The 19,745-nt window shown below is 44.9% G+C and carries 20 protein-coding genes; 16 read left to right on the forward strand and 4 right to left on the reverse strand.

Translation table 11 applies throughout. The annotated features are described in order from the left end of the window. Window positions 1–82: 82 nt before the first annotated feature. A complete protein-coding gene (gene bcbE / locus B9N86_RS09395) occupies window positions 83–1,363 on the forward strand; it encodes a bacillibactin exporter BcbE (protein WP_208918788.1) in 1,281 nt (426 codons plus the stop codon). A gap of 56 nt (window positions 1,364–1,419) precedes the next feature. On the opposite strand, the gene B9N86_RS09400 is transcribed toward bcbE, so the two are convergent. Together B9N86_RS09400 and B9N86_RS09405 are read right to left on the reverse strand one after the other, a co-directional pair. Then, window positions 1,420–2,643, reverse strand: coding sequence for an MFS transporter (locus B9N86_RS09400; protein WP_208918789.1), 1,224 nt, complete (start codon window positions 2,641–2,643; stop codon window positions 1,420–1,422). A gap of 17 nt (window positions 2,644–2,660) precedes the next feature. Next, the gene (locus B9N86_RS09405) at window positions 2,661–3,101 is read right to left on the reverse strand and encodes a MarR family winged helix-turn-helix transcriptional regulator (RefSeq protein ID WP_208918790.1); all 441 of its coding nucleotides are present in this window, start codon (window positions 3,099–3,101) and stop codon (window positions 2,661–2,663) included. 218 nt (window positions 3,102–3,319) lie between these two features. Between B9N86_RS09405 and B9N86_RS09410 the strand changes: the two genes are divergently transcribed. From B9N86_RS09410 to B9N86_RS09440, 7 genes are all read left to right on the forward strand, one after another. Then, window positions 3,320–4,084: a DsbA family protein gene (locus B9N86_RS09410; protein WP_208918791.1), complete on the forward strand. Its 765-nt coding sequence runs from the start codon at window positions 3,320–3,322 to the stop codon at window positions 4,082–4,084. A 267-nt stretch (window positions 4,085–4,351) separates the two neighbouring features. After that, on the forward strand, window positions 4,352–5,089 hold the full coding sequence (locus B9N86_RS09415; protein ID WP_208918792.1) for a glycerophosphodiester phosphodiesterase: 738 nt from the start codon (window positions 4,352–4,354) through the stop codon (window positions 5,087–5,089). A gap of 4 nt (window positions 5,090–5,093) precedes the next feature. Then, window positions 5,094–6,299 carry an SLC45 family MFS transporter gene (locus tag B9N86_RS09420; protein ID WP_208918793.1) on the forward strand — a complete coding sequence of 402 codons (1,206 nt, stop codon included), beginning with the start codon at window positions 5,094–5,096 and terminating at the stop codon, window positions 6,297–6,299. A gap of 643 nt (window positions 6,300–6,942) precedes the next feature. Then, entirely contained in the window at window positions 6,943–7,920 is a 978-nt protein-coding gene (locus B9N86_RS09425) for a diaminopimelate dehydrogenase (RefSeq protein WP_208918794.1), read from the forward strand. Between the two features lie 188 nt (window positions 7,921–8,108). Further along, window positions 8,109–8,732, forward strand: a complete 624-nt coding sequence (locus B9N86_RS09430; RefSeq protein ID WP_208920184.1) for a TraX family protein — start codon at window positions 8,109–8,111, stop codon at window positions 8,730–8,732. 69 nt (window positions 8,733–8,801) lie between these two features. Continuing rightward, on the forward strand, window positions 8,802–9,248 hold the full coding sequence (locus B9N86_RS09435) for a hypothetical protein (protein WP_208918795.1): 447 nt from the start codon (window positions 8,802–8,804) through the stop codon (window positions 9,246–9,248). 90 nt (window positions 9,249–9,338) lie between these two features. Next, window positions 9,339–9,893: an O-acetyl-ADP-ribose deacetylase gene (locus tag B9N86_RS09440; RefSeq protein ID WP_208918796.1), complete on the forward strand. Its 555-nt coding sequence runs from the start codon at window positions 9,339–9,341 to the stop codon at window positions 9,891–9,893. Between the two features lie 60 nt (window positions 9,894–9,953). On the opposite strand, the gene B9N86_RS09445 is transcribed toward B9N86_RS09440, so the two are convergent. Next, a complete protein-coding gene (locus B9N86_RS09445) occupies window positions 9,954–10,151 on the reverse strand; it encodes a hypothetical protein (protein ID WP_208918797.1) in 198 nt (65 codons plus the stop codon). Between the two features lie 83 nt (window positions 10,152–10,234). On the opposite strand from B9N86_RS09445, the gene rpiA reads away from it, so the two are divergent. From rpiA to B9N86_RS09485, 8 genes are all read left to right on the forward strand, one after another. After that, complete coding sequence (gene rpiA, locus B9N86_RS09450) at window positions 10,235–10,927, forward strand: ribose-5-phosphate isomerase RpiA (RefSeq protein ID WP_208918798.1); 693 nt, start codon at window positions 10,235–10,237, stop codon at window positions 10,925–10,927. 23 nt (window positions 10,928–10,950) lie between these two features. Further along, the gene (locus B9N86_RS09455) at window positions 10,951–11,400 is read left to right on the forward strand and encodes a MarR family winged helix-turn-helix transcriptional regulator (RefSeq protein ID WP_208918799.1); all 450 of its coding nucleotides are present in this window, start codon (window positions 10,951–10,953) and stop codon (window positions 11,398–11,400) included. 38 nt (window positions 11,401–11,438) lie between these two features. Next, window positions 11,439–11,867, forward strand: coding sequence for a GNAT family N-acetyltransferase (locus B9N86_RS09460; protein WP_208918800.1), 429 nt, complete (start codon window positions 11,439–11,441; stop codon window positions 11,865–11,867). Window positions 11,868–12,068: 201 nt separating this feature from the next. Next, window positions 12,069–12,632 (forward strand): alkyl hydroperoxide reductase subunit C, encoded by a 564-nt coding sequence (ahpC, locus tag B9N86_RS09465; protein WP_208918801.1) that lies wholly within the window; start codon window positions 12,069–12,071, stop codon window positions 12,630–12,632. A 9-nt stretch (window positions 12,633–12,641) separates the two neighbouring features. Then, window positions 12,642–14,171, forward strand: a complete 1,530-nt coding sequence (ahpF, locus tag B9N86_RS09470) for an alkyl hydroperoxide reductase subunit F (RefSeq protein WP_208918802.1) — start codon at window positions 12,642–12,644, stop codon at window positions 14,169–14,171. A 399-nt stretch (window positions 14,172–14,570) separates the two neighbouring features. Next, window positions 14,571–15,050 (forward strand): MarR family winged helix-turn-helix transcriptional regulator, encoded by a 480-nt coding sequence (locus tag B9N86_RS09475; RefSeq protein WP_241929810.1) that lies wholly within the window; start codon window positions 14,571–14,573, stop codon window positions 15,048–15,050. Continuing rightward, window positions 15,034–18,198 carry an MMPL family transporter gene (locus tag B9N86_RS09480; RefSeq protein WP_208918803.1) on the forward strand — a complete coding sequence of 1,055 codons (3,165 nt, stop codon included), beginning with the start codon at window positions 15,034–15,036 and terminating at the stop codon, window positions 18,196–18,198. The genes B9N86_RS09475 and B9N86_RS09480 overlap by 17 nt, the downstream gene beginning before the upstream one ends. Window positions 18,199–18,312: 114 nt before the next feature. Then, on the forward strand, window positions 18,313–18,948 hold the full coding sequence (locus tag B9N86_RS09485; protein ID WP_208918804.1) for a GDSL-type esterase/lipase family protein: 636 nt from the start codon (window positions 18,313–18,315) through the stop codon (window positions 18,946–18,948). 107 nt (window positions 18,949–19,055) lie between these two features. On the opposite strand, the gene B9N86_RS09490 is transcribed toward B9N86_RS09485, so the two are convergent. After that, window positions 19,056–19,727, reverse strand: a complete 672-nt coding sequence (locus B9N86_RS09490; RefSeq protein ID WP_208918805.1) for a tetratricopeptide repeat protein — start codon at window positions 19,725–19,727, stop codon at window positions 19,056–19,058. Window positions 19,728–19,745 lie beyond the last annotated feature (18 nt).

Here is a 19,745-nt window from a genome sequence, read left to right on the forward strand (position 1 = left end):
AACCACCTTTTTGCCATGAATATTACGTGAGAAAGAACCCACAATATACAATGAAGCAAATGATGTTAAAGGTGGTCTTCTCATGGAAAACAAGAAATGGGACTTGGTTGCCCTAGCATCCATACCGTTAATCATGACGTTAGGCAATTCTATGCTAATTCCTATTCTGCCCCAAATTTCAAGAGCTTTGGGTATTAGCTCGTTTATGGTCAGTATGCTGATCACGGTTTATGCCGTTGTTGCCATACTGCTTATTCCCATAGCCGGGTATCTCTCAGACCGTTACGGGCGCAAAAAAATAATTATACCAAGCTTGATTATTGCTGCTGCAGGAGGCGGGGTTTCAGCGGTTGCCGCCTGGCTGATGGATGGAATGGGTGCTTACACCGTAATTTTGGCAGGAAGGCTGCTTCAGGGTGTAGGAGCGGCTGGTGCCTTTCCCATAGTGATTCCACTTGTAGGTGATATGTTTAAGGAAGAAGAAGGAGTTAGTAAAAGTTTAGGAATTATCGAAACATCGAATACGTTTGGTAAAGTTGTAAGTCCGATATTGGGAGCCTTTTTGGGAAGTATTATCTGGTATCTTCCGTTTATAGCGATACCCGCGTTATGCTTAATCTCTATTCTATTGGTCATATTTCTTGTGAAACCGCCTAAGCATAAGGAAAACAAACAGTCAGTCCGTGAATTTTTGAAAACCACGAAAGAGGTTCTTCATGAAAAGGGCCGATGGCTGTATGCGATTTTTGCAATTGGCGGTATTGCTATGTTTGGAGTGTTTGGAGTTCTCTTTTATTTGTCGGAGATTCTGGAATCAACGTATCAATTAAAGGGTGTCCTGAAAGGTCTTGTTCTGGCTATACCGCTCGCTGGGCTCTGCTTGGCTTCTTTTTTGGCAGGGAAATTTATAGGAAATAATAAGATAGTTATGAAGTGGACCGGTTTTACGGGAATGACACTGCTCACAGCCTCATTGATCATAACGGGATTCAGTGATCAGATATATTTTGTCATAAGTCTGATGACTCTTGGAAGTATTGGTATCGGGCTTACGCTTCCATGTATGGACACCCTTCTGACCGAGGGTGTGGAGAAAGAGCAGCGAGGAACGATTACATCACTTTACAGCAGTATGCGCTTCATCGGGGTCTCATTGGGGCCACCCGTTGTATCTCTTTTGCTTGGAGCCAATCATTGGGTACTGTTTATTGTGCTGGCCGCAGCGTCGGGGATCGGAGCGCTATTAACTTTCTTTGCCGTGAAGCCTGAGGAGCAAGAACAGGGTCATGGCGGAGGAAGCTCTCGGAGGATGCAGTTTAAAAAGCCACATGGATTGAGCAACAAAAACCTTGCCCGTAAGTAGCAAGGTTTTTGTTGTTCTATTTCGTGAGAAATGTTCATGTTCAACAAGCTGAACAATCAGATGGATTGATCTGCTTCGGTCGGGTTGATATTTGGTTTTCGGGAGACGGAACTTTTGATGAGAGCTGCCGCGTATATGATGATTAATAAAACCATGGCAATGGCAGAATAACGATACATAACGGTGTAGCTGGAGTATCGGGCAATCGCTCCTAGAATCATGGCACCGATGGCCACCCCGAAGTCTAAAGAATTTAAGAACATCCCATTGGCCATACCACGCTGCCGGGCAGGAACTTCCTGTATCATCCAGGTTTGCAGTGAAGGTTGCATGGAGCCGAAGCCAAGGCCGTAGCAAATGGCGGAAATCAGCAGACCTCCGGTCGAGGAAGCATAAGTAAGGAGCACAAGACCAGCCATCATAAACAAGGCTCCTGGAATTAATAGTGCTTTGTGTCCATAGCGGTCATACAATCGGCCTGAAACGGGACGGATCAGAATAATGGCAAGGGCATTAAACAGGAAAAAATATTGCGGATTGGACAAATGAACTTCATTTCCGTATACAGCGAGAAAACTTAGAAGACCACCGTAGGTGACAGATGTCAAGAAATTTAAAACGGAAGGGAGGAGCAAACGGCGTATGACGGAAGTTTTCCCGCCTTCCTGAATAGGTTCAGGTACCGGCTCTTTATGGTTTTTAGGTGTTCTCGAGGTAAGTAAAAAAGCTAACGGAAATATGAGAATGTTTATGGTTGATGTGATTATAACAAGCGGAGTGAATCCTCCGCCCTGTAGAAGAGTTAAACCAATCATAGGTCCAATGGACATGGCAAGGGTGGTAGACAAGCCGAAATAACCCATTCCTTCACCGAGGCGTTTAGCCGGTATTACATCAGAAGCCATCGTCGGGAAGGAAGTGCTGGTCATGCCGAAGCCGATGCCGAATAAAACGCGCATAAGCAGCAGAACACCAATGCCTGTGGCCCAGTAATAGCCAATAGTTGCAAGCAGGGATATAAAGAGGCCGATGTAAAGCAGCTGCCTGCGTTTTCCCTTTTCCAGAGCTTTACTGGAAAACAGCCGGGATGCAATGGCGCTAAAAGCAAATACGCTTGTGATGAGACTAACCTGTGTCGGGCTGGCCCCGAAGGCTTCCTTGGCATAAGCCGGCAGTGTGGTTAGAAGCATCTGAAGGGTGAGAAACAAGAACAGATTGCTTAGCATTAATGTGACGAATTCTTTGGTCCACAATTTGTTTGTTTTGATTAGGTCATTCATGGATTTTATCTCTCCTGTTATGTCTGATTTCGTTCGATGTTTACGTTCATACGAGAGATGATGTCCCAGAACAGTTCTATCTGCTTCGGATCAATACCTTCGGCAATAATACGGCTGCACTCCTGCTCTAAGGGAGTTGTGGATGCGATCAGCTCTTTGCCGGTTTCCGTAATATGCAGCAAAAAGGCTCTGCGGTCATGGGGTGAAACTTCTCTCCGAATGAGCCCTTTTTTTCCTAATAAATCGAGTATGCGTGTCGTAGTTGGCTGATCTTTATCGGCTCTTGCAGCAACTTCTTTTTGATTCAACCCTTCGCTGATTGCGATCTGGTTTAGCACAGACCACTGTTCAGGTGTAATATCAAAAGGCTTTAATTTGTGTGCAAACAGATTCGTCGCTCTACGGTAGGTGAAACCGAGCTGAAATCCGATCGAAGGATTGTATTCAGTATTGTTCAAGAAATAATTCACCGCTTTCAGTTATTTTTCAAAAAAATATTTGTCTAAACAATTATATTCATAACAAGTTATGATTGTCAATAAATTGCCTATGTTTATGTGATTAAATTGCCCATATTTATGCGATATTTATGTGATGAAAGAGAGATTTGTCCTAGAGTCAGTTTGATAGCTTATTTATAATTCTAAATCTCAATAGGAAAAAGGAGGAGAGACACTTGGGGGAAAGCAAGCGTAAAAAGTCTAATCATTCCGGTTCACAGCCAAAACCGTCAAAATCCGTAAAGCCATTGTCACAGCGTAAAAGGGTGTTCACTGGAATCATTTTGGGTCTCCTCGTTGTTGCGGCTATTACTACATTGTTTGTCCTGAATAATAAATCAGGCGGAGAAGAGAGCATGAAATACCCTGATCTCAACCAGGTCCAGGCCGGTGAAGTGCCGAAAGACTTTGATGTTGAGAATCAACCAGTTTTGGGGGACTCATCAGCGCCGTTTCAAATCGTAGAATTTTCGGATTATAAATGTCCTTACTGCAAAATGTGGACAGAAGAGGTATTTCCCCGATTGAAAACAGAGTATATTGATACAGGGAAAGCCAATTTTGTATATGTTGATATGGCGTTTCTCGGTCCGGACTCCATCCTTGCCGCTTTAGCTGGAGAGACACTGTATCAAATGGATCCGGCTTATTTCTGGAAGTATCATGAACTGATGACGGAACGACAAGGTGACGAAAGTAAGGAATGGGCGACCTATTCTTTTATTACTGATCTGGTAGAGCAAGAAATGCCTGAAGTGCCATTGGAACAATTTAAAGAAGATCTGAAGTCTGAAAAGTATATCAAGAACATCAAACGTGATTTGGATATCGCGAATAAGCAGGGGGTTCAAGGAACTCCGACGGTCTTTGTCAATGGTGTAAAGTTTGAAGATCCAACGTTTGAAGAAATACAGGCATATATCGAGAAAAACGGGAAGTAATGAAGGTTCGATTATTTTCCGGTAATGAAGCCAGACGCGAGAGAATGCGTCTGGCTTTTTGTCATGAAGAATAATGGGAAGAAAGTAGTGCTACCTAAAAATAAATCGTTATTGTAACGGATTTTTACAGGGTTTGGATCATAAATGTGGAATAAGGATGAGGGAGCGAATTACCTGTTTGAGTTTGTTTGCTCTCATTAAACACAGCCTTAACAATTAGGGGCTACTATAGAAATAAATCCATAAGACGATCAGGAGGAGTTCAACATGACACAAATTATCAACTTTGCACACCGGGGAGCATCTGGCGTATGCCCAGAGAACACGATGGCGGCATTCCGCAAGGCACTGGAGCTCGGAGCAACAGGAATCGAGACAGATGTCCAGATGACCAAGGATGGAAAGCTGGTTCTAATTCATGATGAAACGGTTCTCAGAACGACTGGTGAACAGGGATTTGTTAAAGATTACACGTTCGAAGAAATCCAGAAGCTCGATGCGGGTTCCTGGTTCAGTGAGGAATTCCGTGGAGAGCGGTTGCCTGCGCTTGAGGAACTACTTGAGCTGACAAAAGATCGGGGTACCATTGTAAACATTGAACTGAAAAACGGGAGCATCCAATATCCGGAGCTGGAAGAAAAGGTAATCGCCAGTATCCGAAGTTTCGGGATGGAGGATCGGGTTGTCATCTCCAGCTTTAATCATTATTCACTCGTAAAATGCAAGTCCATTGCCCCTGAAATCCGTACAGGTATTTTGTATGTTGAAGGACTGTACAAGGCTTGGGAATACGGCCAATCTGTAGGCGCCGATGCGCTGCATGCTCTAAAATATGCTGTGCTACCTGAATGGGTTGAGGAAGCCAAAGCATGCGGTATCGTGTACCATCCGTGGACTGTTAATGAACCGGAAGAAATGAAGCGTCTGATTGCGGCTAAAGTAGCCGGTATTATTACCGACTACCCGGATCGGCTTGACGGACTGCTTCGTACTGAAGGAGAGTGAATATGTGAAAAAAACGTGGCTGTTAGGATTCGGTTTTTTCAGTATCAGTATTACCTGGGCATTATATAACGCTTTTGTCCCCTTTTTTCTTGAGGACTACATATCGAGCGTTGCATGGATCGGTTTTTTTATGACCATCGATAATTATTTTGCTCTATTCTTACAGCCATGGATAGGCAGTCGCAGCGACCGGACTCATACCCGCTTCGGAAGAAGAATGCCATATCTGCTCATCGGCATGCCGCTAGGCGCCTTGTTTACAGCAATCATTCCATTTCACACCGGAATGGTAACTTTGATTCTATTTATGGTGCTGATGAATCTCGCTATGAGCCTTTATCGTTCTCCAACGGTTGCGCTCATGCCCGACATCACAGCCGAGAAAAACCGTACCCGGGCCAACGGTGTTATTAACTTTATGGGGGGCCTCGGTTCCATCATTGCATTTGGTGCCGGATCGGTATTGTTTAAAGCGCATCCTTCGTTCCCGTTCATTGCGGCGGCTTGCGTCACTCTGATCTCCATGTTTATTCTGATGCGCTTTATTAAAGAGAAGCGGGATGCACCGGGTTATGTCGCACAAGCCGAGGCCAAAACAAAAATATCGTTTAAGGGTCAGTTAAATCGTACAACGATTCTCCTGCTCTTAGCCATTTTCTTTTGGTTTGTCGCTTATCAAGGTGTGGAAACCCTTTTTACCTTGTACGGCAAAAATGAAATGGGACTGACGAAATCAGAAGCGTCGTTCTCGCTGACATTCTTTTCACTTGCTTTTGTACTATTTGCTATTCCAAGCGGGTGGCTCGGAAGCAAATTTGGGAAGAAGCGGGTAATATTTATCGGCGTTGCCGGACTCTTGGTCGTATTTGCATCCGTCCCGTTGATCGATTCATTGCTGGTGCTGCGGATATTGCTGACGATCGGAGGTTTGTTCTGGGCGTGTATCAACATTAACTCTTACCCATTCATCGTATCTACCGGATCGGAAGAGAGTATTGGTACACGCACTGGGATGTACTATCTTGTATCCTCACTTGCCGCCATTTCTTCACCGCCGCTGCTGGGTCAGCTTATTGATGCATTTGGATATTCAGTTCTGTTCTATTGTGCAGCGGGGAGTATGTTGATTGCACTGTTCTGTGTATCCATGATCCGCCATCCGGAGACGATGAATCGGTCTGGGCATGGGGACACAGCAGTTAACTCTTAAATCGGAGGGGAAGGATAATGAACCCCCCATATCGTAAAAAAACCACCGTTCTAATTTGAAGTGCACCCCTTAAAGTAGACATTTGAAAACCCATATGGGAAACCGATGATACTTTAGGGGGATTTTGAACATTTACGACATTATTATCGTCAAAACTTAAACGAAAGGAGTCTCCTGTGGAAACTTTTGCACAATCTGCATTTGTAATGGCGTTATTGATATGTGTCGGATGGCTATTTATCAAAACAACAAAACTGAATGAGAAACACAGCCTGAATAGTAAAATATTGCGTTGGACAGGTTATGGACTTATTGTGATGACTATTTTTCTTATTGTTTATGGAGTACTACAGAACTTCGCTGCGGAATCTCATAGTTATGGACACTAGGTTTAGCTTATTGAATTTAGTCACGAGCAAAAACATTTTACTATAGAGTGTAGAGATATAATTTTGAATTTCAAAACGATATTGATATTGAAAACAGGAATACGGGAGAATTTGTCGAGGCCGAGTAACGGTGACTTTAACGAAATAGCACCAAGGTATAATAATAAAAAAAATCCGATAAATATGCTGGCTATTGTTTAAAAATGACGAAACTCTTGGTACAATAGCGGAAGCAAAATATAAGGAGGCGTAATATGACACAAAAGATAAGAGTGGGGATTGTAGGATACGGAAACTTGGGCCGCGGGGTAGAGAAGGCCATAAAGCAGAATAGTGACTTCGAACTGAAAGCCGTATTTTCCAGACGTGATCCTGAAGGGGTATCCTCGGAAGCGAAAGCGGTACATATATCTGAACTGGATAGTTATAAAGAACAAATCGATGTACTGATCCTTTGCGGTGGTTCGGCTACTGATTTGCCGGAACAGGGTCCGGCCTTGGCAGGACTGTTTCATACAGTAGACAGTTTTGATACACACGCTAAAATTCCTTCTTATTACGAAAGTGTTGACGCATCCGCACGCAAGGGCGGTAAAATCAGCGTGATCTCAACAGGCTGGGATCCGGGATTGTTCTCCTTGAACAGATTGCTTGGAGAAGCAGTACTTCCAGAAGGAAACGAATATACTTTTTGGGGTAAGGGTGTAAGTCAGGGCCATTCTGATGCCATTCGCCGTGTTGCCGGCGTGAAGAATGGTGTGCAGTACACGATTCCTCGTGAAGAAGCTGTTCAGCGTGTACGCAGCGGTGAGAATCCGGAGCTCAGCACCCGCGACAAGCATCTTCGTGAATGCTATATCGTAGCTGAAGAAGGAGCGGATCAAGCTGCGATTGAGACTGAAATTAAAGAAATGCCGAACTATTTCGCTGATTATGATACGGTAGTAAACTTTATCAGTGAAGAAGAGCTGAAGCGCGACCATTCCAACATGCCACACGGGGGTACAGTGCTGCGCAGCGGCCGTACTGGAGAAAACAGCAAGCAGATTATCGAATTCGGTCTGAAGCTGGATAGCAATCCCGAATTTACCGCAAGTGTGCTCGTGGCTTATGCACGTGCCGCTTTTAAGTTGGGACAAGCTGGTGACGCCGGTGCGAAAACCGTGTTTGATATTCCATTCGGACTGTTGTCTCCGAAATCACCGGAGCAGCTTCGTAAGGAACTTTTATAATAGTAGGTATATAACGGATTTAATCTGCGCCCGTACCCTTCAAGGGGGACGGGCGTTTTTCTGGATGAGTGAACGATAATTTCATAGATTGTTTAGAGCTTGCAGACAAATGAAAAGCAACTCATAATGGAATAAAGATTGCAACAAGAAATGAGCCTATTTTGCGTTATAAGCTGGGGAGGGATGTTGTGCAGCTGCTGGCCATGCTAACGATGCTGATTGATCATGTTGGATTTGTCTTTTTTTCTGGACAGGAAATTTGGAGAATCATCGGGCGTATTGCATTTCCCCTTTATGTCTATGGTCTTGTTCAGGGTTATATCCACACTTCATCAAGGCCTCGCTATATGTTTCGTCTGGGTATGATCGCTTTATTGTCCCAAATTCCGTATCAGCTTGCGATCAATCCCTATGGATTGAATGTGGTCGTTTCACTGTTGGCCGGTGCGGTTGTGCTGCACATATTGGACCGCTCTGATTCCTTGCTGCTGTCCATCGGAATTGTCGCTGCCGCAAGTATCGTTATGGAGATGTTTCCCTTTGATTACGGCGCCTATGGTCTACTGCTCATTCTGATATTCAGGTACTCTCCGGCCTACTTACTTGTACCGTGGCATCTGATGCTGAATATGCTGTATCTTTTCTTAAATAGTTGGGAACTGCAGCTGTGGAGTTTGCTGCCGACCATACTGATTGCTTACGGCCCGCTCGTGTGGAAGCGGATTGAGTCGTTCCGCGTGCCTTCCTGGATATGGAGATCGTTTTATCCGCTGCATATGTTACTACTCGCCACAATACAGCTGTGGAAATAACTGGAATCGGAAGATATTACATGACTATAAAGCTTTAGCTGGAGCTGCATTTATTAAGGAGAGGATTTAATGCTAAAGGTTGGAATCGCGGTATGTCTGTTGTTGCTTGCTGTGGCAGGATATTTAGCTTTTCGGAATTCAAAATTGATTGCCGAAAAGAAGCAGGCAGCATACATTTCAGTGCCTTCCTCTGAATATACACTTTATATGACGAGGGAATTAACCGAAGAGGACCGAAGGACTATGGTGCCGCTTGGGATCATGGAATACCGTGACTTGAACGGAATAATGAAGGCTGTTTTGTGCAGAGTTACTCACGAAAGCAGCGGGGATTTGAAATTAGAAGAGGCAGGAACGATAATGATGAGACATATGATTCAGGCTCATCAAAGAGGAACGTTTATCGGTTATCGTTCGGAAGTGGAAGCTTTGCAGAGTGAGGATGAAATACGAATGGCGGATCGGCTCTCTGAAGCTGCCAATCGTTCAGAGGCGGCTGCAAGCCAAACGAAATAGGAACTGTTAAAATAACAATGCTGTGGATAGGGTCAACCTCCCCTCTGACGGGGTAATGAACAGGAATAAGGCCGAAAGGAGATTTTCCGTATGAAAACGATAACCATCGGAAAGACACTGATCTCCGTATTATCAGGCGATATTACGGCTTGGACGGGTGACATTATCGTAAACGCAGCGAATTCCGGCCTCTTGGGCGGTAACGGTGTTGACGGAGCCATTCACCGGATAGGCGGTCCTGAGATTATGGAGCAGTGCAAGGAAATCCGAAAGCTCCAGGGGGGATGTCCTCCAGGTCACGCAGTAATTACGGGTGCAGGAAATTTGGACGCCAAGCATGTTATCCACACCGTCGGTCCAATTTGGGAAGGCGGAGGCCGTGGTGAAGCACAAACCTTGGCAGATTGTTACCGAAGTAGTTTGCAGCTGGCGAATGAAGTGGGAGCACGAAGCATTGCGTTTCCCAATATTAGCACTGGTATTTACGGATATCCCAAATCGCCCGCTTGTGATGTTGCTTTGAAAGCGGTCTCTGAATTTCTCAGAGAAGATCGGCAGGATAACCGACTCGAGCAGATTGACTTTGTATGTTTCGAATCGGACAATACGGATTTGTATGTTCAGTGGTTGGAACACTATGTTTAACAGGCTGTCTACAACATTATTACGGGGCTTGCGGAGCGCAGCCCCGTTTGAAATTGTTAACTACATATGGTATTTGCCGTTGGGCTCATCCAGCACCCATTCCAGCATGGTGATCATATCATCAAGCCGCGAATGCTGCTGGTTTAAATTGCGACGCTCGACACTATCTTCAGGCAGGGAAGCTGCTCTGGACTGAAGCATTTTCTTTTGCATGGATAATTCGTTAATCTTGGATTGTATCTGATTCCCGGTACGCATATTCATTCCTCCGTAGGTATAATAGTCATGACTATTATACCTCCAGAAACGATATTCTTTAACAACAAAGGAGAAAGAACAGCATGAATATGAAAAAGAATGCCGCAGAAAAAGCAGTTGAATATATTCAGGATGGCATGAAGGTTGGTCTCGGTACCGGATCTACTGCCTATTGGGCCATCGTCCGAATCGGAGAACGTGTGAAGGAAGGGCTGTCCATTGAAGCGGTTGCTACGTCTAAGACTTCGGAAAAGCTGGCAATCGAGCACGGAATTACACTAACCCCCCTTCACCAAATCGGCAGACTTGACCTCACGATTGATGGCGCGGATGAGCTCGACCCGGAGCTTCGCTTGATCAAGGGTGGCGGAGGTGCTCTGCTTCGAGAGAAAATTACCGCCTTCCACAGTGATCGTCTTCTTATTGTGGCCGATGAGAGTAAGTCAGTTTCTTCATTGGGGAACTTTCCGCTGCCCGTTGAGATTGTACCTTTTGCGAGGGAGTGGACTTACGCTGCATTGGAGAGATTGGGCTGCAGCGTGCGGCTTCGGCTGGAAGAAGCGGGAAACTTGTATGTAACGGATAACGGCAATTACATTGCGGATTGTGAATTTGGTATAATAAACTCTCCTGAACAGCTGGAGCAGGAATTGAGGGGAATTCCGGGTGTTGTGGAACATGGCTTGTTCATCGGCATGGCAGACATAGCTTTTATCGGGCGTAGTGACGGGTCTGTGGATGTCATGGCAATAACAACAAAAAACAACTCGGGATAAATGATTTCGGAGGTTAAAAAAGCATGTCGGATAATCAGGAACATGAAGATTTGTCATTATACTTATTAGTAGTGCTTTCACGGGCATACAACTCCGTGATGGCTCACTCTAACCGGAGCATTCAAAGTCACGGGCTCAACTCAACTGAATTTGGCGTACTGGATGTGCTGTATCACAAAGGACCGCAGCCACTGCAAAAAATTGGCGAGAAGGTACTCATTTCTAGCGGAAATATTACGTATGTAGTGGACAAGCTCCAAAAAAAGAATTTGCTCATCAGAAGAGCATCGGCAGAGGATCGCCGTGTAATTTACGCTGAATTGACCGATGAGGGCAGGGAGCTGTTTGAACGTATATTCTCCGTACATAAAGAGAAGATTGCGCACGCGGTAAGCGGCCTGACGGATGAAGAGAAGCTGCAGGCGTCAGCTCTACTCAGGAAGCTCGGTACTACCTCACAGAAATTGCAGTAATATGAGATTGAGATACTATTTGGAATGGAGTTATGACGATGATAAAACAAATTTCTTCCCGTCTGGAGGATCTGGAGGTTAAGGAATTGCTTGCTTACTCCGTCTTTCCGGATCCGGAGAGGTTGGATCAAGCGGTAGAAGCTTACCGTAAACCTAATGGACTGGAATTGTACGGATATGAAGAAGAAGGAGTGCTTGTAGGCATCATTGGTGTCGACAAAGTAGAAGATGAAATGACTATTAAGCACATTGCAGTAACACCGGAAAATAGAGGTAAGGATTACGGTCGTGGCATGATTCTGGAACTGATGGTGCAGCAAAAACCGGCACGTGTTATTGCAGAGACAGATGAGGAAGCCGTAGGCTTTTACCGCAGCATTGGCTTTGAGATTTATAGTCTAGGAGAGATCTACCCCGGGGTTGAACGTTTCCGCTGCGTATATGAAGTGGAAGAGGAAGAAGAATAGTATGTTGATATGAATTTGGTAAAATGATGAATAAACTAATTTAAAGAGTTCACTGTTTTGTTAATTATAATTATTCTAAAACAACTTGACAATTTCAACTAATTATCTAATAATAATTATTATAAAGTGAGTTCAGAATATGTTATCTACAGCTTCTGAATATCTCTATTCACAAAAATACATCTAAAGGAGATTATAAATATGTCACTTATCGGAACAGAAGTACTACCATTCAAAGCATCCGCATTTCAAAAAGGTAATTTTATCGATGTTACAGAAGAAAATTTCAAAGGTAAATGGAGCGTAGTTTGCTTCTATCCAGCTGACTTTACATTCGTGTGCCCTACTGAGCTCGAAGATTTGCAGAACGAATACGAAACTTTAAAGAAACTTGGTGTTGAAGTATATTCCGTATCTACAGATACTCATTTCACACATAAAGCATGGCATGCAAGCTCTCCTGCAATTGGTAAGGTTGAGTACATTATGATTGGTGATCCTTCCCATGTGATTTCCCGCAACTTTGATGTATTGATCGAAGCTGAAGGTCTTGCAGATCGCGGTACATTCATTATTGATCCGGACGGCGTTATCCAAACCGTTGAGATTACTGCAGGTGGCATTGGCCGTGATGCAAGTGCTCTTATTAACAAGATTAAAGCGGCACAATATGTTCGCAACAATCCAGGTGAAGTGTGCCCAGCGAAATGGCAAGAAGGTGGAGAAACACTGAAGCCAAGCCTCGATCTCGTAGGCAAGATTTAAGGTGGCAAGATGACACTAGATCAAGAAATAAAAACTCAACTAGCACAATATCTCCAGCTCCTGGAAGGCGATGTGGTGCTAAAAGTTAGTGTAGGCGACGATGAAGCATCTCAAGAGATGCTGGCACTGGTTGATGAAATTGCCAGTATGTCTACAAAGATAACGGTGGAAAAGACACAGTTATCTAGAACTCCAAGCTTTAGTGTAAATCGTGTAGGTGAAGATACTGGAGTAACCTTTGCTGGAACTCCGCTCGGTCACGAGTTTACTTCATTAGTATTAGCTCTATTACAGGTTAGCGGAAGACCTCCAAAGGTTGAGCAAAGTGTAATCGATCAGATCAAGAGCATTCAAGGCGAATATAAGTTTGAATCTTATATCAGCCTGAGCTGCCATAATTGTCCTGATGTTGTACAGGCTCTGAACTTGATGAGTATCTTCAATCCTGGTATTACTCATACGATGATTGACGGTGCGGTATTCAAAGAAGAGGTAGAGAGCAAGGAAGTAATGGCTGTGCCAAGCGTTTACCTCAATGGTGAATTTTTCGACAGCGGTCGTATGACGGTTGAAGACATTCTTTCTAAGCTGGGTACTGGTCCGGACGCATCTGAGTTTGACAATAAGGATCCGTATGATGTACTTGTTGTTGGCGGTGGCCCAGCGGGTGCAAGTGCGGCGATTTACGCAGCGCGTAAAGGGATTCGCACAGGTATTGTTGCTGAACGATTTGGCGGTCAGGTCAATGACACGTTGAGCATTGAGAACTTTATCAGTGTGAAATATACAGAAGGTCCTAAGCTCGTAGCCAGTATTGAAGAGCAAGTGAAAGAGTACAACATCGATGTTATGAAATCACAGCGTGCTAAGCGTCTGGAGAAGAGAGATTTCATCGAAATTGAACTCGAAAACGGTGCTGTTCTAAAGAGTAAGACAGTAATCGTATCGACAGGCGCGCGTTGGCGGAATATCGGTGTACCTGGTGAAGCAGAGTTCAAGAACAAAGGGGTAGCTTACTGCCCGCACTGTGATGGTCCTTTGTTCACAGGCAAAGATGTCGCGGTTGTTGGCGGCGGTAATTCAGGTGTTGAGGCTGCGATTGATCTTGCAGGTATTGTGAGAAATGTAACGGTTCTAGAGTTTGCGCCAGAGCTCAAAGCGGATGCTGTATTGCAAGATCGTCTTTACAGCCTGCCTAACGTTACTGTACTTAAGAACGTGCAAACAAAAGAAATTACCGGAACGGACAAGGTTAATGGTATTTCCTACATCGATCGTGAGACAGAAGAAACTCATCATATCGAATTGCAGGGTGTGTTTGTACAGATCGGTCTTCTACCAAATACAGAATGGTTAGCTGACACGGTTGAACGAACTCGCATGGGTGAGATCGTTGTAAACAGCCATGGTGCTACTAACGTACCTGGAGTGTTTGCTGCCGGCGATTGTACGAATAGTGCATACAAGCAGATCATCATCTCCATGGGATCTGGCGCCACTGCAGCCTTAGGTGCTTTCGATTATCTGATCCGCAATTAATCGATATTGTTATGAAGAGCAATTGCTTAATCTCTTGGTAGGTAAGCGAACAGTAGCCCTCATTTTTCACAAAGTGTGGGCTATTGTTATGCTATCCCATTAAATAACTGAGATATTCTGTATTTAATAATCATATGAACTAACAGCTAGTGGCGCCGCGCTCGTTCTTAGTTTATTGGTTAAAACGTAGCACGTACATTATGCATTTGATTGCATATTTACGTACTGCGTTTTTTTCATTTTAACATGAAAAATTTACTGTTAGCTCCAAGTGGTAGTTCAAACAAACTTCCTTCAACAACGAACAAACCAACCTTTTCATAAAATTTGACAATTATTTCATAAGTGGATATAGTTTCATCATAAAATAGTTTGATTAGTGAACTAAATAGGACAGGGGTGAGCAACATCGATCTGAAACATGCCGAGAGCTGGATCAAACGTTATATAGAGGCAGATATGATGGTTAGCAGACGAATACTAGCGGATACCCGTGAAGGGATCGGCGTTGAGCTGACGCGCGAGCAGTATCAAGTGATGTGTCTGATCCATAATAATGAACGATGCACATCTACTTTTTTGGCGGATTTATTGTTTGTCGGCAAAAGCTCCATTACGGCGATTGTCAACAGATTGGTGGAACGGAATTGGATTGAGAGAGCACGTGATGAAGAAGACCGCAGAGTGGTCTATTTGACATTGACAGAAAATGGTCGCAGTATGCATCAACAGGCCGAGCTTCAGCTGCAGTCACTTGTGTCGTCGTATTTGACCCATTTTGACGAGGGGGAAGTGGAGCACTTTATAACATTGTATGAAAAGCTGGCCAGACTGATGCAGGAGCATGGAGGGGGGCTAGAGAATGAAAACGATACTTAAAGCCAGATGGGCTGTCGTCGTATTATGGTTGGCTGCTGCTGTTGTAATGCTGTTTACTGCTCCGTCGATGGGTGATCTGGTCCGGGAAAAAGGACAGCTGTCCGTTCCGGATGGATATTCTTCAACCCGAGCAGCCCAGATATTGAAAGAGATGAATACAGGCAAGGGTGGAGGGAATCTGGTTCAATCCGCCATGGTTTTTTATGACTCAAACGGTTTGGGGGAAGCTGGAAAGAGTAAGGTTAAGAAAGCTGTTTCCGACTTAAAAGCACAGCAGTATGTATTAGGTATTGATACGATTATGAATCCATTTGACGAACCTGCTCTTGAAGACAAGATGATATCCAAAGACGGCAAGACCATTATGATCGCTGTCTCAGCAGATATGGATAAGATGCCGGTTAAAGAACTGAGAACGAAAGTGCATGAAACACTTGGCGATATCGGAGTGGAATATTTTCTTACTGGTAATGAACTGATTAATGAAGATACGATTCAGGGCTCACAAGACGGACTCAAGAAGACGGAATACATAACGATTATATTTATTCTTGTGATTTTATTTGCCGTGTTCCGTTCTTTTGTTGCTCCGTTCGTTCCTTTACTGACCGTTGGTATCAGTTACCTGGTGTCCCAGGGCATCGTAGCCATTCTCGTGGACACGGTCGATTTTCCGCTGTCCACCTTTACGCAAATCTTTATGGTTGCGGTCATGTTCGGGATCGGTACAGACTATTGTATCCTGCTGATCAGTCGGTACAAGGAAGAGCTGATGTGTCAGGAAGATACTGTTTCAGCGATCGTGGAAACCTATCGAACAGCCGGTAAAACGGTATTTTTCTCGGGCCTTGCCGTTTTTATTGGGTTCCTGTCCATCGGACTATCGCAGTTTATCCTTTACCGGTCTGCGGTAGCTGTAGCGATCGGCATCGCGGTTATGCTCGCAGCGCTGTATACGGTGGTGCCTTTTTTCATGGCGGTGCTTGGCAATAAGCTGTTCTGGCCTTCAAAAGGCTCGTTGGAGCATAAAGAGAGTCGGATATGGGGCCTTACGGGTTCCTTCTCGCTCAAGCGTCCATTGGCAGCGCTACTGATTGTTGCCGTCATTTGCGCACCATTTCTGTTCACGTATAATGGGCAGCTGTCGTTTAACAGTATGGAAGAAATCAGTGAAGATTATGAATCCGTTAAAGGCTTTAACCTCATAGAAGCGGGCTTCGGTGCAGGTCAATCCATGCCGGCAACGGTCGTCATCAAAAATGATGACAGGATGGATACAGGCGAATATATGGCTTTGACGGAAAAAATATCACGTGAGCTGCTGAAGGTTAATGACGTAGACTCTGTCCGAAGCTTGTCTCGTCCGACTGGAGATGAAATCCAGGATTTCCAGATCTCCGAACAGGTCGGTACTTTGAATGAAGGGCTGGATCAGACGACGGACGGTTTATCAGAAATTCAAAAGGGACTGTCCGAGGCCAGCAGACAATTAAGTCAAAATGGTCCTAAACTTAGAGAAGCGGCAGAAAGCAGCGGCAAACTGACTCAAGGTACTGCTGAACTGAAGCAAGGGATCGGGGAGCTAGGTAATGCACTCAAGCAAATTCAGGACGGCGTACAGAGTGGCTCTATTGGGGCTGGTGAGCTTAAGAAAGGTCTTCAAACGGCAAAACAAAGTGCCCAGCAGCTTGCGACCGCCAATAACGAGCTGCTTAAAGGTTACCGGCAGGCAGCTCAAGGGGTAGGTGCTTTGAGCACCGCGATGACTGAAATTCAAGGGCAGCTTAGCGGCGTTGCCGTAGTCCTGAGCGGACTGGAGGCTTCCTTTAAACGTTTGGAGGCATCCCGACCGGAACTTCTTCAGGATGCGGATTACTTAACGATACGCGGTACTGTCGGTGAGGCAGGTAAAGGTGCCTCTCAGCTTGCTGCAGGGCTGACCCAAATGCAGCAGCAGACTAAACAAGCAGCAGACGGCTTGAATAAAGCCAATAAAGGCTTTGCAGCTGCGGCATCCGGTCAACAGGCACTCGCCAATGGCTTTGACCAGTTGATTTCCGGCATGAACGCATTACAAAAAGGGCTTCAACAAGCGGCAAGCGGCCAAGGCCAAGTCGTAGGCAAACTTCCTTCGATTCAATCCGGTATGGAGCAACTGCAGGGAGGACAGGAGCAAATTCAGGAAGCTTTTGGCCAATTGTCAGGCCAGATTTCTCAGCTGACAGATGGCCTGAATCAAAGCGTTGATGGACTTGCGAAGATCAGCGGAGGACTGGATACAGCACAAGATTATCTTGCACAAATTCAAGCAGCGCCAGATAAAGAATTAAGTGGGTTCTTTATTCCACAGGAGGCACTTGACCATAAGGATATGCAGCGGGCTTTTGACAATTACTTGTCACCGGACCGGAAAATTATGACTATCGATGTTGTTTTTGAAGGGAATCCATATGCTGCCGATACATTAGACAGTGTGAAAGAAATAGAAAATACGGTGACTCGTGCAGTAAAAGGTACGAAGTTGGAAAATGCCGAACGGGCAATCAGCGGTGTAACTAGCACATTTTCGGATTTGAAAATGATTTCGGATGAGGATTATAATCGGACAGTCATCCTGATGATGACAGGAATACTGCTGATTCTGATCGTTCTGCTGCGGTCCATCATTATGCCGATCTATCTTTTATTCTCACTGATCATTACGTACTATGTGTCACTTGGAATGACCGAATTTGTTTTTGTTGATCTGTTGGGATACTCGGGCATAAGTTGGGCGACTCCGTTCTTTGGATTCGTTATGCTTACGGCACTTGGTGTGGATTACAGCATCTTCTTGATGGACCGTTTTAACGAGAACAAAACGATGGATGTACAGGATGCAATACTCCATGCCATGAGAAACATGGGTACGGTCATCTTATCAGCAGTCTTGATCCTGGGCGGTACCTTTGCAGCCATGTATCCATCAGGCGTCCTGTCTATGATGCAGATAGCGACGGTTGTACTAACCGGTCTTGTGCTCTACGCATTGGTGTTCCTGCCGTTCTTTGTGCCCGTGATGGTAAAAATGTTCGGTAAAGGCAATTGGTGGCCATTTAGCGGGCCTAAATCACAGTCTGATGATCATCAACAAAACTTAAATATGTAACTCCCAATCAACTCCCCCAGCCAAGGTTTTTCGTTTCAAACGAGGCTACTTCCCGTTTCGGATATCGAGGATTAATCATATGATATCTAACATGAGCAGGGGGAGGTGAATGGGGTGGTGTACCATTACACCGCTGTTGGCGACTCCCTGACCTTCGGGATTGGGGCTGTGCCTGGCAGCGGTTTTGTGCCGTTATACAGGTGGATGTCCGAGGTACATCTTCAGCAGTTTGTAGCTTATGACAATTTGGGGATCAACGGGTTAACTTCAGAGGAGCTATATGAACGGGTGATGAGAGATTCAAGGTTCCGGAGTCGGTTAAAAGAAGCGAGTATCATTACCATCTCTATTGGAGGGAATGATCTGATCCGTGCCGTAAAGTCATCAGGAGGTCATCCAGACAAAGCGAAGCTGGATATAGCTCTAATTCGTTGTCAGCAAAATATGTCCGGCATTCTCGGCGCCATTCGTAAATTAAAGACAGGCAGCAGACAGCCATACATTATCAGGGCAGTGGGCTTGTACAATCCGTATCCTTCCTGGGGAGATGCAGCAGAATATGTTATACGCTTTAACAGGTACTTGATAGGATTGGGAGATGGGGGATATTTTCGGGTAGCCGATGTATATTCCCGGTTTGCAGGCCGGGAGCAAGAGATGCTCTCTATTGATGGCGTCCATCCAAACACGAAAGGACATCGTGTTATTGCGGAGCAGCTGAACCAGCTTGGGTACAAGCCTTTAAAGTAGAGGTAAGTACACAGCGAATCACCGCATATTTGCATAAGAAAAACCGGCTCCTTGAACCTTGAAGGTGCCGGTTTTGTGAATTGGTAAAAAAATCTGTTCATGCGGATTTATAAGATGCTTTTTAAAAGGCTTTGAACAGCCCACTTTCGTTCCTGTCGCTTCTTATACTTTGGCAATGACTTGTACACTTCCACGGATTCCTTGAAGGCCTGTTTCGCGTCTTCGTTTCTTCCAAGATCCTTGTACATGGATCCGAGTAAGTAATAAGCTTCGCTGGAGGAGGAATGTGCAGCTTGAAATTGTTGAACGTAGGAGATTGCTTTTTCACGATCACTGGTTTTATAAGCCCCCGCCAACCTTAAATAAGGCCGTCCGTATTTTACTCTGGGATTCATCTCGAGTGCTTTTAAAATATATTGCTCACCTTGCGGAATGTTCCCGGTGTTCAGGTGACAGGTCCCCAGATCATCCCAATATTCCGCGGAATCTTCAGAGCTGGCATGAATGGATTCAAGTAGTTCCAAAGCTTCCTTGTATTTATGGCGTTCGATGAGCAGTCTGGCAAGTTCGTGCCGTGAAGATACATCACTTGGACTGTTCGCAATTATGGTACGAAGTTTGGAGATGCCGCGCATTCGTTTTAAAGGGCGGGTGAAGCTCGGAAACATACCGACAAATCGGCGGTCCAATAAATAAACGATAAGAAGTATGACCAGTATGGCTATGACCGGGTTGCCCAAAATTCTCCATAATAAAAGAAATCCAATAAAGTTACCCATTTTTATCCTCCATTTATT

Origin of the sequence: Paenibacillus uliginis N3/975, from assembly GCF_900177425.1 — a bacterium.
Taxonomy (GTDB): domain Bacteria; phylum Bacillota; class Bacilli; order Paenibacillales; family Paenibacillaceae; genus Paenibacillus_AQ; species Paenibacillus_AQ uliginis.

Bases quoted from the DNA above. Each gene is read 5' to 3' on its own strand.
- B9N86_RS09460 (WP_208918800.1), top strand. From the start codon at position 11,439: ATGATAAAACAAATTTCTTCCCGTCTGGAGGATCTGGAGGTTAAGGAA.
- B9N86_RS09400 (WP_208918789.1), bottom strand. From the start codon at position 2,643: ATGAATGACCTAATCAAAACAAACAAATTGTGGACCAAAGAATTCGTC.
- B9N86_RS09445 (WP_208918797.1), bottom strand. From the start codon at position 10,151: ATGCGTACCGGGAATCAGATACAATCCAAGATTAACGAATTATCCATG.
- B9N86_RS09490 (WP_208918805.1), bottom strand. From the start codon at position 19,727: ATGGGTAACTTTATTGGATTTCTTTTATTATGGAGAATTTTGGGCAAC.
- B9N86_RS09480 (WP_208918803.1), top strand. From the start codon at position 15,034: ATGAAAACGATACTTAAAGCCAGATGGGCTGTCGTCGTATTATGGTTG.
- B9N86_RS09440 (WP_208918796.1), top strand. From the start codon at position 9,339: ATGAAAACGATAACCATCGGAAAGACACTGATCTCCGTATTATCAGGC.
- B9N86_RS09415 (WP_208918792.1), top strand. From the start codon at position 4,352: ATGACACAAATTATCAACTTTGCACACCGGGGAGCATCTGGCGTATGC.
- B9N86_RS09455 (WP_208918799.1), top strand. From the start codon at position 10,951: ATGTCGGATAATCAGGAACATGAAGATTTGTCATTATACTTATTAGTA.
- ahpC (WP_208918801.1), top strand. From the start codon at position 12,069: ATGTCACTTATCGGAACAGAAGTACTACCATTCAAAGCATCCGCATTT.
- rpiA (WP_208918798.1), top strand. From the start codon at position 10,235: ATGAATATGAAAAAGAATGCCGCAGAAAAAGCAGTTGAATATATTCAG.
- bcbE (WP_208918788.1), top strand. From the start codon at position 83: ATGGAAAACAAGAAATGGGACTTGGTTGCCCTAGCATCCATACCGTTA.
- B9N86_RS09435 (WP_208918795.1), top strand. From the start codon at position 8,802: ATGCTAAAGGTTGGAATCGCGGTATGTCTGTTGTTGCTTGCTGTGGCA.
- ahpF (WP_208918802.1), top strand. From the start codon at position 12,642: ATGACACTAGATCAAGAAATAAAAACTCAACTAGCACAATATCTCCAG.
- B9N86_RS09425 (WP_208918794.1), top strand. From the start codon at position 6,943: ATGACACAAAAGATAAGAGTGGGGATTGTAGGATACGGAAACTTGGGC.